This window comes from Campylobacter concisus (genome assembly GCF_003048985.1).
GTDB classification, from domain to species: Bacteria; Campylobacterota; Campylobacteria; order Campylobacterales; family Campylobacteraceae; genus Campylobacter_A; species Campylobacter_A concisus_AY.
In genome coordinates this window covers 92,732-107,102 of record NZ_PIRS01000003.1, presented here as the reverse complement: position 1 = coordinate 107,102, position 14,371 = coordinate 92,732, and the positions used below count along the sequence as shown (strand labels likewise).

The 14,371-nt window shown below is 37.7% G+C and carries 18 protein-coding genes and 1 pseudogene; 12 read left to right on the top strand and 7 right to left on the bottom strand.

From position 1 onward, the window contains the following. Positions 1-110 precede the first annotated feature (110 nt). Both acpS and fliL read right to left on the bottom strand, forming a co-directional pair. Positions 111-455 carry a holo-ACP synthase gene (gene acpS / locus CVS91_RS03285; protein WP_107830280.1) on the bottom strand — a complete coding sequence of 115 codons (345 nt, stop codon included), beginning with the start codon at positions 453-455 and terminating at the stop codon, positions 111-113. Further along, on the bottom strand, positions 452-988 hold the full coding sequence (fliL, locus tag CVS91_RS03280; RefSeq protein WP_002942267.1) for a flagellar basal body-associated protein FliL: 537 nt from the start codon (positions 986-988) through the stop codon (positions 452-454). The genes acpS and fliL overlap by 4 nt, the downstream gene beginning before the upstream one ends. 58 nt (positions 989-1,046) lie before the next feature. Between fliL and ybaK the strand changes: the two genes are divergently transcribed. After that, on the top strand, positions 1,047-1,529 hold the full coding sequence (gene ybaK / locus CVS91_RS03275; RefSeq protein ID WP_021090136.1) for a Cys-tRNA(Pro) deacylase: 483 nt from the start codon (positions 1,047-1,049) through the stop codon (positions 1,527-1,529). Here ybaK and CVS91_RS03270 read toward each other — a convergent pair. Next, positions 1,518-2,504: an SAM-dependent methyltransferase gene (locus tag CVS91_RS03270; RefSeq protein WP_107830278.1), complete on the bottom strand. Its 987-nt coding sequence runs from the start codon at positions 2,502-2,504 to the stop codon at positions 1,518-1,520. The two genes, ybaK and CVS91_RS03270, sit on opposite strands and share 12 nt — an antisense overlap. After that, a complete protein-coding gene (locus CVS91_RS03265) occupies positions 2,501-3,109 on the bottom strand; it encodes a trimeric intracellular cation channel family protein (RefSeq protein WP_021093519.1) in 609 nt (202 codons plus the stop codon). The genes CVS91_RS03270 and CVS91_RS03265 overlap by 4 nt, the downstream gene beginning before the upstream one ends. Before the next feature lie 117 nt (positions 3,110-3,226). On the opposite strand from CVS91_RS03265, the gene CVS91_RS03260 reads away from it, so the two are divergent. Then, complete coding sequence (locus tag CVS91_RS03260; protein ID WP_103620504.1) at positions 3,227-3,892, top strand: lipid-binding SYLF domain-containing protein; 666 nt, start codon at positions 3,227-3,229, stop codon at positions 3,890-3,892. A 106-nt stretch (positions 3,893-3,998) separates the two neighbouring features. On the opposite strand, the gene CVS91_RS03255 is transcribed toward CVS91_RS03260, so the two are convergent. Continuing rightward, entirely contained in the window at positions 3,999-4,208 is a 210-nt protein-coding gene (locus tag CVS91_RS03255; RefSeq protein WP_002942234.1) for a hypothetical protein, read from the bottom strand. 150 nt (positions 4,209-4,358) lie between these two features. Between CVS91_RS03255 and CVS91_RS03250 the strand changes: the two genes are divergently transcribed. From CVS91_RS03250 to modD, 10 genes are all read left to right on the top strand, one after another. Then, a complete protein-coding gene (locus CVS91_RS03250) occupies positions 4,359-4,805 on the top strand; it encodes a Fur family transcriptional regulator (RefSeq protein ID WP_107830276.1) in 447 nt (148 codons plus the stop codon). Positions 4,806-4,907: 102 nt separating this feature from the next. Beyond that, entirely contained in the window at positions 4,908-5,231 is a 324-nt protein-coding gene (locus CVS91_RS03245; RefSeq protein WP_002942231.1) for an HMA2 domain-containing protein, read from the top strand. Continuing rightward, positions 5,224-5,874, top strand: a complete 651-nt coding sequence (locus tag CVS91_RS03240; RefSeq protein ID WP_103613929.1) for a ferritin-like domain-containing protein — start codon at positions 5,224-5,226, stop codon at positions 5,872-5,874. Before CVS91_RS03245 ends, CVS91_RS03240 begins: the two co-directional genes overlap by 8 nt. A 31-nt stretch (positions 5,875-5,905) precedes the next feature. After that, positions 5,906-6,217, top strand: coding sequence for a hypothetical protein (locus tag CVS91_RS03235; protein WP_035142523.1), 312 nt, complete (start codon positions 5,906-5,908; stop codon positions 6,215-6,217). Between the two features lie 9 nt (positions 6,218-6,226). Next, positions 6,227-6,541: a hypothetical protein gene (locus CVS91_RS03230; protein WP_009293949.1), complete on the top strand. Its 315-nt coding sequence runs from the start codon at positions 6,227-6,229 to the stop codon at positions 6,539-6,541. Further along, complete coding sequence (locus CVS91_RS03225) at positions 6,541-6,861, top strand: hypothetical protein (protein ID WP_012001864.1); 321 nt, start codon at positions 6,541-6,543, stop codon at positions 6,859-6,861. Before CVS91_RS03230 ends, CVS91_RS03225 begins: the two co-directional genes overlap by 1 nt. Further along, positions 6,830-8,920, top strand: coding sequence for a heavy metal translocating P-type ATPase (locus CVS91_RS03220; protein WP_413784149.1), 2,091 nt, complete (start codon positions 6,830-6,832; stop codon positions 8,918-8,920). Before CVS91_RS03225 ends, CVS91_RS03220 begins: the two co-directional genes overlap by 32 nt. Positions 8,921-8,934: 14 nt before the next feature. After that, positions 8,935-10,398 carry an alanine/glycine:cation symporter family protein gene (locus CVS91_RS03215; protein WP_103575572.1) on the top strand — a complete coding sequence of 488 codons (1,464 nt, stop codon included), beginning with the start codon at positions 8,935-8,937 and terminating at the stop codon, positions 10,396-10,398. A 10-nt stretch (positions 10,399-10,408) separates the two neighbouring features. Then, on the top strand, positions 10,409-10,666 hold the full coding sequence (locus CVS91_RS03210; RefSeq protein WP_103558457.1) for a helicase: 258 nt from the start codon (positions 10,409-10,411) through the stop codon (positions 10,664-10,666). A 1-nt stretch (position 10,667) separates the two neighbouring features. Beyond that, a complete protein-coding gene (modD, locus tag CVS91_RS03205; RefSeq protein ID WP_107830272.1) occupies positions 10,668-11,501 on the top strand; it encodes a ModD protein in 834 nt (277 codons plus the stop codon). Positions 11,502-12,145: 644 nt separating this feature from the next. Here modD and CVS91_RS10655 read toward each other — a convergent pair. Continuing rightward, positions 12,146-12,736 carry a methyl-accepting chemotaxis protein gene (locus CVS91_RS10655; protein ID WP_265094389.1) on the bottom strand — a complete coding sequence of 197 codons (591 nt, stop codon included), beginning with the start codon at positions 12,734-12,736 and terminating at the stop codon, positions 12,146-12,148. A 579-nt stretch (positions 12,737-13,315) separates the two neighbouring features. After that, a pseudogene (locus tag CVS91_RS10650) lies at positions 13,316-14,116 on the bottom strand (nitrate- and nitrite sensing domain-containing protein); the annotation flags it as partial. Positions 14,117-14,371 lie beyond the last annotated feature (255 nt).

Here is a 14,371-nt window from a genome sequence, read left to right as displayed (position 1 = left end):
CACCAAAGGTTACATCAAATTTCGTCTTTTTTGTAAAAAAGTTTATATAAGTATTTGTTTGTAAATTATGCTTTACATAAAAAGTAACTAGAAGCAAAAACAGATAAATTTCACACTATCATCACTGCGGCTACGGCAAATCCGCCGTCGTGAGTTATACTAAGGCTTGCTTCTTTGATGTTAAAGCTTGTATAAATTCTTGGGCTAAATTTTATCTTTGGTGCGTTTTTTGCATCTTTACTGAGCATAATGTCTAAAAAGCCACACTCTTTGCTGATGCCCACACCAAGGGCTTTGCTAGCTGCTTCTTTGGCCGCCCAAAATCCAGCCAAAGTCGCATCATTTTTTGATAGCGCGATCTCGTCATCGCTTAAAAATCTCTTTAAAAAAAGCTCGCCGTGACGAGCCTTAAGTCTTGAAATCCTATCTATCTTAACGATATCGATGCCTATCATTGCACCACGAAATCAGTAAAAAATATGTTTTTGATGTAGCCATCATTTAGCACTTCATTTAGCTTGCCGACGATCTCGTCTTTTAGCCTATCCTTGCCCTTTGCAGTACTTACTTCTTCGTAAGTTTTAGAAGAGAGCGTTCTTATGATGATATCTCTTAAAAGTGCCTTTTTCTTATCAAGCTCGGCAGTTAGTAGCTCATCGCTTTGCTCTAGATCGATCTTAGTTTTAAGAAATCTTGATCCATTTTCACTAAGTAAATTTACGACAAACTGATCAAGCGGATATATCGGCCCCATGTTCGAATAGTCGTTGCCACCGCGTTTTGCTTTGTTTTGAGCGGGTGCTGGTTGAGTTTGAGTCTGAGCTGGTGTTTGCGCCATATTTGCCTCTTTTGGCTCGTCAGAACTAAGCATTAAAAACGCCACTAGCCCTCCGATAACTAGCAATAAAACAAATATCGCGATGATGATTATCATCAAAGCGCCATTGCCACCTTTTTTTGCTTTTTTCTCTTCAACTTCTTCAGCCATCTTTCCTCCTTTAAGTTTTGGCTATAATTATACAAAAAATTCACAAAAATGAGAAAAGATGATACATAAAACCAACGCCGCTAGGCTTTTAGACAAGCTAAAAATAGAGTATGAGATACTTGAGTACGAAGTCGATCTAAACGATCTTTCAGCCGTTCACGTAGCAGCTAGCACCAAGCAAGATATAAAGCAAATTTATAAGACGATCGTCTGCCAGTGCGAGCCTAAAAATTTTGTCGTTGCTTGCTTGCAAGGCGATCTGGAGCTTGATCTAAAAGCACTTGCTCATGCGTGCGGAGCCAAACGCTGCGAGCTTATAAATTTAAAAGATCTAGAAAAGATCACCGGCTACATTAGAGGCGGCTGCTCGCCACTTGCTATGAAAAAGCACTTTGCCACATTCATCGATGAGCGAGCAAAAGAGCAAGAGTATGTGCTAGTAAGCGCTGGAGTAAGAGGCAAGCAGATAAAGATAGCTCCAAACGACCTTTTAAAGGCTTGCGAAGCGGATTACGCTGATATCGCTAGGCTAGCTCTTTAAAAACTCTATAAATTTAAACTTCTCACCCAAAAACTCAGGTGAGAGTAGAAATTTCGCCTGCTTTACGGCGTTTTCGTAGGCTTGCTTGCTGCCTTTTTCAAGCACCAAAGATAAAATTTCATCCACGCCAAGATCATTAACCAAAGCATCATTTTGTTTTTTAAATTTAAGCATCAAAAAGCCAGCCAGAGAGAAAGCCTCTTTTACCTGTTTAAAACACAGGCTATAAGTTAGATCCGAGCTTTTAAAATATGGTGCAAGGTTTGAAATTTCAAATAAAGAAAAAACTTGATGATCTTTAAAAACCCTTAGACTAAATTCATTTTTTGGCTCAAATTCGCCGTAGTCAAAGCTTAAAAATCTAATTTTTTTAGCCGCATTTGCAAGCTGGAGCGCAAATTTAGCGTAGCTAGTTGAAATTTCACCCTTTTTTATGCCAAATTTCTTTGCAAGGGCTAGCAAATTTTGATCTGCCTTTTGCCAGTGAAATTTTAGTTTACTATCCACAAAAAGCATATTTTCCCAGTCTATCACATCGCAGCTAAATGCGTCAAACAGCTCATTTGATATGACAAAAATTTCATCAAATTTACACTCGTCTAAATTTTTATAGTGTTTTATTTTTATCTCATTACCAAAGCGATTTTTAAAGGTTTCAAGCTGTTTTTTACGTAAAATTTCATGAGGTTCGATGATGATAAGCTCTAAATTTGGCAAAATTTCTGGCTCAAGCGTAAAGATGCCCTGCACGAAATCAGCCAGCATATCGCCTGAGTTTGCGCCGATCTCCACGACCTTACAAGAGCTAGAAATTTCGCCATTTTTAAGTAGCTTTATAAAGTAGTTTGCAAGGCAGGCGCCAAAGAGGTAGCCAACGCTTACATTTGTATAAAAGTCGCCCTTTTTGCCGATATCCACACCAAATTTATAGTAGTTTTCATTGACCCAGATATCAAAAAACTCGCTAAATTTCATAGATCAGGCAGCTTCCAGCCTCTGTAAAATGCAAACATCCTGACCGTTATACCAGCAGCAAGCAGCAACATAGTAAAAAATATGTTGGTAAGACCCAGATGATAGAGGATAAAGTAGGCAAGCCCCACGCCAAGGCTTATCGTGCCGTAAAGTCCTGTGCGCAAAAACCATGGGACTTCATTTAGCAAGATGTCTCTTAAGATACCGCCGCCAACACCGTTAAAAAAGGCGATCATCATGACGCCAAAGATGTTGTAACTATACTCGATGGCAACCATCGCTCCAACGATAGAAAAGCAGATAACGTCGATCGCGTCGGCAAAGATAAAGACAAATTTCTTCTCCAAGCCCTCTCTTTTTATATGTAAATTTGTGATCCTAGATACGACAAGCATAAAGATGACAACACTTACTGGCATGTAGTGAGTGAATGAATAAACCGCCCTGCCAACGAGCATATCACGCATGATACCACCTCCAAGTGCGGTCAAAAATGCGGACAAAAAGACACCCAGCCAGTCGCACTCCCTCTTTACAGCAAACAAAAAGCCGCTAAGCGCAGCTGATGCGATACCGACGTATTCTACAAAAAGTATTAAGCTCATATTTTTTCCTTAAAAATGGGCATTTTATAATGAAATCTCATAAAATTTCATTAATAAATTTTTAAATAATAGTTTATTTTAGGCTATAATAACAAAAATTTTAAATAAGGAAATTTGATGAAAAAAATTCTAACTTTACTCTTTTTGATTGGCTCATTTTTTGCGTTAAATTTAAACGCTGATGTGATTCAAAACCAAAAATTAAAAAATGCGATAAACATTTTAAACGCTTTTGGCACTAGAAATTTAAAACCAAATACCAAATTTACAGGCATCAAAGCCATCGCTATCATCCCAGACGTGACAAAAGCAGGCGCGATCATCACTGGCTCAAAAGGCAGAGGCGTATTTATCGCTAAAAACGACGATGGCGAGTGGTCAAGCCCATTTTTTGTAAATTACACATCTGGCAGCATCGGACTTCAGCTAGGATATAGCTCGGCTGATATGATCATTTTATTTAAAAACTCAGAAGCCTATGCAAGCTTGTTTAACGCAAAAGATACGATCAGCCTAAAAGCAGAAGCAACTGGCGGCGTTGGCAACGAAGTGGCGATAGCTAGTGATTTGCCTGAAATTTCAGCATTTGTCGAGGAGCGTGGCAAGACTAGCGGAGCTTTTGTTGGCGTTAGCTTAGATGTGGCAAGACTTAAGATAAACGCACAAGATACAAACGACTACTACGATAGAATGTATGAATTTGAAGATATCTACAACAACAGCCCAAAAGCTAGCAAATACACAATCAAATTTAAAGAGATAATCTCAAAATACTTCTTATAATAACCTCATATCTTGGCTCTTTTAGAAGAGTCAAGCTCTTTTTTACATTTTAAAGATTTTAGAAATTTAGTTTATAAATTTAGCAAGATTATGGCTTAGCCTTTTGCTAAACCATAAATAGTGATACAAAGCGTTTTTTAGGGATTGGAGAAAATTGAGTCATATATTCAAACGCCTCTTCGTAGTCGCCGTCTGTATATTGCGCGACTTGCTCGATAAGCTCATAAAGCTCTTCGTCATCCATCGAGTCAAAGCTGCCTCTATTTTCCAAAACCTCTAACAAAACGGCGTCTAATTCTAGCTCGTCGTAAGTCATTTCGTTCCTTAATTCTGATTTAAAAAATGCGAAACTATACCAAAAGAAGCTTATAAAATACTTTACTTTAAATTCGTAAGAAATTTTATGCATTTTTTAGTAGCAAAGTTGTAAAATTTCTACTTTCATTATCAATTTGATAGGGATTTTGTGGAAGACTTTGAACTATTTTTCAAGCATTTTAACGAGTTTTTAAAAGCTTTTAATCAAAAAGGCTCTGAGATAAAAGAGCAAATTTTGCGTGTGCTTTTTGCAAGCAAGTCACATCTAAATGCTCAAGAAATTTGTCAAAAAATTTATGAAACTTACAAAAATGAAATTTCAATGACTTCTATATATACCTTTTTAAATTTTCTTGAAGAGCACCATCTGGCAAATAGTTTTGAGCAAAATGGTGTCAAAAATTATGAGCTAAATTTAAAATCCTCTCACGATCACTTGATATGTGAAATTTGCGGCAAAGTGGTTGATTTTGAAGATGAGATGATAGAGCAAAGACAAGATCAAATTTGTAGCCAAAGGTCATTTAGTGCAGAGTCTCATAAGATGATACTTTATGGAATTTGCAGTGATTGCCAAGCAAAAAATGGGATTTAAATTTATCATTTCGTTTTACTTTTTGATAATGAAAGACAAAAAAATTTCAGATTTGTTTAAGTTACAGATTAGATAATACGCAGACAAAATAAAAGGATGAAAATGGATATAAAAACACAAACTTTAGCACAAGTTGCAAGCTATTTTTCTATGATAGCTCACACAAATGGCAGACTAAGAGTAAGGGTTAGCCCAAAGATCAAAGAGCTAAGCAGCAGCGTAAATTTAGCCAGTTTAGATGACATGATCGCTCAGATAAATGGCATAAAAAATGTTAAATTTAACAAGATAATCGGCTCTGTAACGATCGAATACGATCATGAAATTTTCCCAAAAAATCTCTGGGAGGATCTATTAAAAGGGCAAAATTTAGAAGAAATTTCAGCTAAAGTAAATGAAGTAGCAAGAGAAGTAAAATATGCTTAACGAGCTTTTAAACGCCTCTTATACGAGCGAAAAAAACGCACTTAGGCTATATGAAAGCCTAGCTTCATTTGGCGAAGTATTTGATCAAATCGCAAGTGTGAGAAAAAATGCGATCATCTTGATAGAGAAATTTGCAAGTGCGCATGAGTATGAGCTTGTTTGCGAAAATGAAGCTATCTTTTTACCAGCAAAAAATAAAGAAGATGCGCTAATAGAGGCACTAAACTATGAAAATGAGCTAAACAAAATGTATGAAAAATTTTGTGAAAGCTTAGACGATGAGGAGCTAAAAGATCTGTTTTTTAGACTTTGGGCTACTTCAAATAACGAATACATCACCTCTTTAAAGCACTGCTTAAAAGAAATTTATAGCGGATGTGAGGCAAAAAATGAGCTAAATTTAAATGAAATTTCGCAAAATTTTGAGCAAAATGGCATAACAAATATTTTAGAAAGCTATCAAAATGACTTTAATGAGATAACTAAAAGCTTGCAAAATATCGCAAGTGGCAAGGCTGATAAAAGCGAGTTGGCAAAGATCACAAACAACCCAAATTTCTCGTTTTTTAGCGGGCTTGCGCTTGGGGCATTAGGCATTTCAGTAGTTAGCAAAAATTTAAATAAGGATGAAGAAGATGAATAATTTACAAAATCAAACAAAGAAAGGATTTAAAATGGCATTACCATTTTTAGCAGGTTTAGCAGTAGGCGGTTTAGCAGTAGTTGCTTGGAGTAAAAGAGATAAGATCAAAGAGTGCGCAAAAGATGGCTTAGATAAAGGCAAAGAGGCTGCAAAAGATCTTTATAAAAAAGGTAAAAACGTCGCAAAAGACGCAAAAGACTTCATGGTCAAAGAAGAGAAAAAAGCAAAACGTGGCGTTAAAAAAGTAGAAAAAGAGGCTGAAAAAGTGGTTAAAAAAACAAGAAAACCACGTGCTAAAAAGCCAGCAGCTCCAAAAGCTATCACACCAAACGATATAGCTTAAGGATAGAGAATGCAAGAAAATAGTCTTTTTACACTTTCAAACACAAGACTCCCATTTGATCACTTCATCAGTGGAGCCTTGATCGCTGGCATGGGCGCGGCTGCGCTTGGCTTTAGCGACTATCTAAACAACAGAGCAACTAAAAAAGATGTCGCTAAAAAGATAGCAAAATACGCCGTAACTGGTGGTTTCGTAGGTGCTGTTGGCATTCACGCTTCAAATTTGATAGCGCAAAAAAAATATCTAAACGCAGCGGCTTTTACTGCAGCTGGCATCGGCGGTCTTTTGATAGCTGAAGAACTAATAAAATTGGAGAGTAAATAATGAATAACCCTTATATCAATGAAGAAAACGCAAACGAAGTAGCAGCAAATGACGCAGCAGCAACTCAGCCAAGTGCAGTTGATAATGCAATAAACAATGCAGCTCAAAATTTACCATTTGTACCTGAAAATTTTAACGCAGCTGGCTTTGTAAAAGGCCTACTTTTAGGCGGCATAGCAGCTTATGTGCTAACTAATCCAAAAGCACAAGAGTGCGTATTTAAAGCGATCATCAAAGGTGGCGAGCTAATAAACGCTGGCATAGAAGAACTAAAAGAGCGTTTTGAAGATGTCAAAGCTGAACTTGACTCACAAAAATAAGGTCACTCTAGCTCATAAGAGCAAAAACAGAGCAAGGTTTATTTGCGAGAGCCTAAATGCCAGAAGCGATGTCAGCGCTATCGAGGCTGCGATCTCAGAGCGAACCGATGCAAGAAGCGTGCGTGTAAATAAATACGCAAAAAGCATCGTCGTCGAGTTTGATAAGAGCTATGAGAAAATTTTAGATTTTATAAAAAGCTATGATTTTCCAACCAAGCCAAAAGATGAGAGCCTGCCTAGCAAAGCAAATATCTACAAAGCTGCTGCTGCACTTGGTGTAACGCCGTTTATGAGTAACAAAACTCTAAAATCAGCCGTAACTCTTTACGCAACAGCTCCAAATTTAATAGAAGGTGCAAAAGAGCTAAGGTACGATGGCATCACCTCAAAAGTGCTTGAGGCAACTGCTATTGGCACTAGCCTTGCAATGGGCGATCATTTGGCTGCAAATAGCACAAATTTGATGATAAATATCGGCGAATACATGGAAGAAAGCGCTAGCCACAGAAGTGATGATCTCATAAAAGAGCTAGCCAAACCAAACATCGAAGAGGTCTGGGTCGAGCGAAATTTAAACGGTGAAAAGACGCTTGAAAAGGTAAAAACCGAAAATTTAAAAAAAGGCGACATCGTAGTAGTCGGAGCTGGCGAGACGATAGGCGTTGATGGCTACATCGTCGAGGGCAATGCTGATGTTAATCAAGTCTCAATGACTGGAGAAGCAGAACCCGTGGCAAAAGCTAGAGGCGACCGCGTCATAAGTGGCACTGTTGTCGATGAAGGCAGGATCAAAATTTGGGCTGAAAACGTAGGTAGCGACACCGCAACCGCAAGGATCAAAGAGTACATCCAAACTTCACTTAATGAAAAATCAGCCATCGGTGTAAAAGCTCTAAAACTAGCTGATAAACTAGTGCCAGTTACACTCTCTCTTGCTGGGCTTTCGTATGTTATAAATAAAAATATGAACAGCGTTGCAAGCGTGCTTCAGGCTGATTACTCTTGCGCGCTCAAGCTTGCTACCCCAGTTGCGTTTAAGTCAAGCATCTCAAAAGCTGGCAGAAACGGCATCCTCATAAAAGGCGCAAAGGCGATCGAGGCTCTAAGCTCGGTTGATACATTTGTCTTTGACAAAACCGGCACTCTAACTCACGGACACCTAAGTGTGGTTGAAATTTACTCTTTTAAAGATGGATTTTCAGAGGCTGATATCTTAAATTTAACCGCAAGTGCCGAGGAGCACTACTTCCACCCAGTAGCTGAAGCGATAGTTGAGGCTGCAAACAAGCGTGGATTTAGTCATATCCACCACGACGAGGTTGAATTTATTGTGGCTCACGGCGTAAAAACTGCGATGCACGGCAAAGAGGTCGTTATCGGCAGTAGGCACTTTTTAGAAGATGATGAGATGATAAGCTTTAAAGCTCACGAAGCGCTCATAAATAAGGCTTTGCAAAGCGGTCTAACCTTGCTTTACGTGGGATACGATAAAGAGCTTGTTGGCGTCATAGCTATGAAAGATGATATGAGAGCAAACGCTAAAGATATGGTGGCAAAACTACGAAATCTTGGCGTAAAAGAGATAGTTATGCTAAGTGGCGACATCAAGAGCAAGGCTGAAGAGGTAGCGCGCGAGCTAGGGCTTGATAGAGTATATGCTGAGTGCTTACCAACGGACAAAGCAGCGATCATCGAAGAGTTAAAGAGTGAGGGCAAAAAGGTCGCCTTTGTCGGAGATGGCATAAATGACGCGCCAAGTCTAACAAAAGCAAATGTTGGCATAAGCATGCACAAAGGTGCAGATATCGCTAAAGCAACGGCTGATATAAGCCTTTTAAAAGATGACATTATGAGCGTGGCGCTTGCAAAAGAGCTCGCAAATAAGACGATGAAGCTAATAAGCTCAAATTTCCGCTCAACCGTTGGCGTAAATACAGCCATACTAAGTGCCGCAACGCTTGGCATGCTAAATCCAATAGCAACTGCTATGCTTCACAATGGCACGACGATCTGGCTTCTGCTCAACTCAATGAAGGGCGTGAAGATCAAGTCAAAATAAATTTGAAAGGATAGATGGTGTTTGAGAATTTCTTAAACTTTTTAAACGGCAAAATGGATGTAGCCAACGACTTTTTATATGGATATTTTTTGGTTATCATCCTTGTAGCTTCAGGAATTTACTTTAGCTACCTTACCCGTTTTGTGCAGTTTAGGATGTTCTTTGAAGCTTGCAGAGTTCTGGTAGAGAAAAAGGATAAGTATAACAAGCACCATCTAACGCCGTTTCAAGCGCTGATGATCTCGACTGCTTCACGAGTTGGTATCGGCAACATCGCTGGAATTTCAGCTGCCATCGTCGCAGGTGGTCCAGGAGCACTTTTTTGGATGTGCTTGATGGCATTTTTAGGCTCAGCTTCAGCTTTTATCGAGAGCACTTTGGCTCAAATTTATAAGACAAAAGATGTCTTTGGCTTTAAAGGCGGGCCGGCTTATTACATCAAAAATGGGCTTGGCATAAAGTGGCTTGGCTCTTTGTTTGCCATCATTCTTATCATCACCTATGCTTATGGTTTTAATGGGCTTCAAAGCTACACCATGACCTCTGCTTTTGAAATTTACTACGACAAAGCAGGTAGCAACATCACCTTTGCACAAAGCGGCTTGCCTATTGGCATCGGACTTATCCTTACAGCATTTACGGCTGTGATGTTTTTTAGCAAGAGCCACATCATCGGCAAAGTTAGCTCATATATCGTGCCTTTCATGGCGCTTACTTACATCCTGCTAGCTATCATCGCGATCGTTTTAAATTTCAAAGAAATTCCAGCCGTTATCAAGATGATCATAGAAAGCGCCTTTGATTTTAAAGCGATATTTGGCGGATTTGCTGGAAGCGTGATCGTAATAGGCATAAAAAGAGGACTTTTCTCAAACGAGGCCGGCATGGGCTCAGCGCCAAATGCAGCGGCTGCGGCTCACACAAGCCACCCAGTAAAACAAGGGCTAGTGCAAGCAATGGCGGTCTTTATCGATATGACGATATGCATCGCCTCTGGTATGATCGTGCTTTTTTCTCAAGCATATCTTACAAAACAAACTGGCGTAAGTGGCGAAGTGCTAACCGCCCTACCTCTTGTTCAAGCAGCGATGAAAGAGTATTTTGGCGACTTTGGACTACATTTTACGACCCTTGCAGTAGTGCTATTTGCCATCACATCACTCATCGGCAACTACTACTACGCACAGGCAAATATGAAATTTCTAACAAAAAGCAAAAATTTAACGCTAGCATTTAAGATCACAGCAGTGATTATGATATTTATAGGCGCTCAGATGAACTTAAAACTAGCTTGGAATATCGCTGATATCACGATGGCAGCTATGGCTACGATAAATATCATCGCCATTTTCTTGCTATCAAAAGTGGTGATAATAGCGATAAAAGACTACGAAGCTCAAAGAAAAGCTGGTAAAAATCCAGAATTTGACCCAGAGAGTCTAGGCATCAAAAACACAAGCTGCTGGAGCAAAAACTAAAGGAGAAAATTTGGGAAAAGATATAAAGATAAGCGGCAAACTACTAGATCTAAATACCCATAGACAAGTAGCAAAGGTCGGCATGAGCGTCACTTTGGCATCTGTTTGCCTAAGCGCACTTTTTATGAAAAATAGATCTGTTAAAAAATTCCACGTAGCTTCTGGCATCGCATTTACATGCTTTGCGCTTTACCACGCTGGACTTTACGACAACGGCATCTTTAAAAAGATGATCGTAAAAGCAAAAACCGCTTCAAAAAAGGGATAAAATGAGACTAAGCGACGCTGAAATTTTAGACTACATAAACGAGGACCTACCCTACTTTGACCTCACTACGTCGCTTCAAGATATCGATAAAAAAGCTTCGCTTGAAATTTACTCGCGTGATGAAATTTGCATTAGCTGCGTAGATGTGGCAGCAAGCGTGGCAAGGCTACTTGGCTGCGAGAGCGAAATTTTTATCAAAAACTCTCAAATTTGCAAGGCTGGCGATGTGATCATAAAAATTTATGGTAGCTACGAAGATGTGCATAAGGCTTGGAAACTAGCCCAAGTCGCACTAGAATATGCTAGCGCCATCGCAACATACACAAACAAAATGGTAAAAGTTGCAAAAAGTGTCAATGAAAAATGCGAAGTCTTAGCAACCAGAAAGAGCTTCCCATTTGCGAAGAAATTTTGCGTAAAAGCCGTGCTTGAAGGCGGTGGCGGTATGCACAGGCTTGGACTTAGCGACAGCGTTCTTTTCTTTAAAAATCACATAAAAGCCTACGCTAGCTTTGATGAATTTCTATCGCATTTGTCAGAATTTAAAGCCAAAATGGTCGAGCGAAAGATCTGTGTCGAGGCTGAAAATTTAGATGAGGCAGGCAAGCTTTTGAAAGCAAAATGCGACGTCGTGCAGTGTGATAAATTTAGCCCAGAACTTATCAAAAACGTACCAACCTTAAGAGATGAAATTTCACCAAATACTATGATACTAGCAGCTGGCGGCGTAAATTTGGCAAACGCAAAAGATTATGCAAATGCCGATGCGATAGTCACTTCTGCGATGTACTCAAAAGGCGTTGCTGACATCAGCGCAAGACTTGAAATTTTGTAAAATTTTACATATAAAAATACATATAATTTATATATAAAATAATAAATATCTCTAAAATTTTAAAATTTATGAGCAAACACACCATATCCTAAATTTAAACTTGCTAGAGTTTTAATTCGCATGCAGTGCAAAGCACTGAGGCATGCCACTTCTAACGTGCGAGGGGTTTAGGGGATTTAAAGGGGGATAAGGGGACGGCTTCGTAATTCAAGTCCCCTTGTCTCCCTTTTGAATAAAAAAGAGCTTAAAAATTAAAGTCTATATTTTAAAAGTAGAAATTTATTATTTTGCAAATTTTAAAATTTCACTCACCCCTAAGAATTGACTACTAAAATTTGACTTCGCTTATCGCTTAGCTCAAATTTTAGAGCCGAAATTACTCGCTCATGAAATTTTAAAATTTACTCGAGCTTCTCTTGTAAAAATAAATTTTTGTAGTTTGTAATCAGAAATTTTAAAATTTGATAGATTATTCTTGAGTGCTAAATTTGAAATTTATAGATAAGCACAAAGATTAAATTTAAGATTTAGAATTTAAAGAATTAAATTTCAAAAGATTAAATCCCAACCCAGCTTAAACCAGGTTGGAGTTTATTAAATTCAGTAGTTTGCATTAAACAAATTTTAGTTTGTTTATTAAGAAGTTAAAACCTCTTCTTCCTAACATCCTCTACTATAGCTTTAGCCATCTCATCTACTTCTGATGTTACTTCATTTGCTTGGTTTGCAATTACAACGTTTTCTTTTGTTAGGTGATCTATTTGAGCAACTGATTGATTTATCATATTTATACCTTCACTTTGCTCTCTTATAGATTCACTCATCTCATTTATTGATTGAGCTAATACATTTGTATTTGCTTCTATCTCACCTAGAGATTTTTGAGTTCTCTCTGCTAGTTTTCTAACTTCATCAGCAACGACGGCAAAGCCTCTACCATGTTCTCCTGCTCTGGCTGCTTCTATTGCAGCATTAAGTGCTAGAAGGTTTGTTTGATCTGCTATATCTCTAATGATAGTTATGATGTTTTTAATTTCATCACTTTGTCTTATAACATCAGCTGTCTTTTGAGAGATGGCATTCATTGAGCTAGACATTTGCTCTACTGCAGCTGCGCTTTCTTGTAAGCTATTTGCTTGTGTGTTTGCTGAGCTTGCTACTTTAGAAACTGACTCAGCTAGAAGTTTTGCTTTTTCTTCTAGGGTTTGGGCTTGGTTTAGATTGTCATTTAGCATTTTAGATATCTCAATGCCAAGAGAGTTTATACCACTTGCTATCTTACCATCATCATCAAGTCTTTTTGTAAAGTCTTGGTTTTTATAGGTGTTTAGTAGATCAAGTACGTCTTTGCCGTTACTTGAGATTGCATTTTTAAGAGCAAGTTGTAGATCTTTAAATGTGCTTTTTAGTTGATTTAGAGCTGGGTTATTAGTATCAGCTTCTAAGCTTGCTTCATAGTTGCCATCTTTTATCTCATTTACAAAGGTGTTGGCTTTTTGGATGAAGGTGTTCTCATGCTCTTTTGCCGTCTGGATAACCTCTATATTTTCATTTATAAGTGATGACATGATGCAAATTTCATCTTTGCCTTTTAGGCTTAGAAGTTTGGCAGAATTTGTCTTGTTGTTTAGATATAAGAAAAACTCGCCAAGACCGCCCTTTACGCTATCGATGCCTGAGATGATATTTTTACCAACAAAAAATGAAACCAAAACAAGCAAGAGTATAAAACAGGCAAGCAAAATGACCATAGAAACGGCTAAGTTTCCAGCTTCGCTCATATCTTGTAAAGCTTTATCTTTCATATCATTTAGTAAATAAAGCTCATAGTTTCTAAAATTATCGATCAAATTTGTGATGCTTTGAAACCAACTAGCTGCTTCGATCTTGCCAGCTGTCTCATCTGGAGTGGCGATAGCACTTTTGATGATATCATCTATCTTTTTAAACTCATCACTTTGCAAGATCTCTTTTTGCAAGCTGTCTGCGTATGTGCCTGCGTTAAATTTCACGTAGTCATTTAAGAGATTTTTGATATTTGCGTTAAATGAAACCAAATTTACGTATGTATTTTTATCGATGTTATGTTTTATAAAGGCAGCATTTAGCACCGCCCTTGTGATACCAAAATACTCTTTGATCTTTGAGATACTAAAAATTCTAGCCAAGTTATCTTTCATATCAGACTCAGAGCTGCTTGCAAGGGAATTTTCAAAGATAAGTGTATTTTCGATCATATCGTGAAATTTAGGAGCTATGAGAGCAAAACTTTCTTTGTTATCTACTTTGGCTCTTATGCTATTAAGCTCGCTTGAGAGTTCATCTTTGTTAGAAAGCTTAGACAAAACGCCATCAACTTTAGCTCTTTGCTCTTTTAAATTTTTATCAGCATCTTTGCCATTAGCTATAAAGCCTGCACTATAACCGCGCTCTTTTTGAAGTTCATGGATAAATTCACTTTGTTTTATGATATCTTCGGCTGTATTAAGGCTTGATACAGCTTGGCTTCTAGTCTTAAAAACGCCATTTAAAATATAAATACTTGTTGCACTTAAACAAATAAGACTTAAAATTACAATTAGTAGGATCTTTATTTTTATACTTAGATTATTCATTTTTCATTCCTTTGCATTACAAGATACGATATATAGGCTATTTCTCCTAAAAACAAGGCAGATTTTATTACTTTAATAATTAAATATAACTTGAAAATATAAATTACATTTAAGCAATAATAAATTTACTTTACTAAACAAATGCCCTATTTTAGGATTTTAAGAAAATATTAATTACAAATAAATAATATAAATTAATAGAAATTATTTAAATTTTCTCTAAAATTTATGAAAATGAATAGATAAATTTGAAAA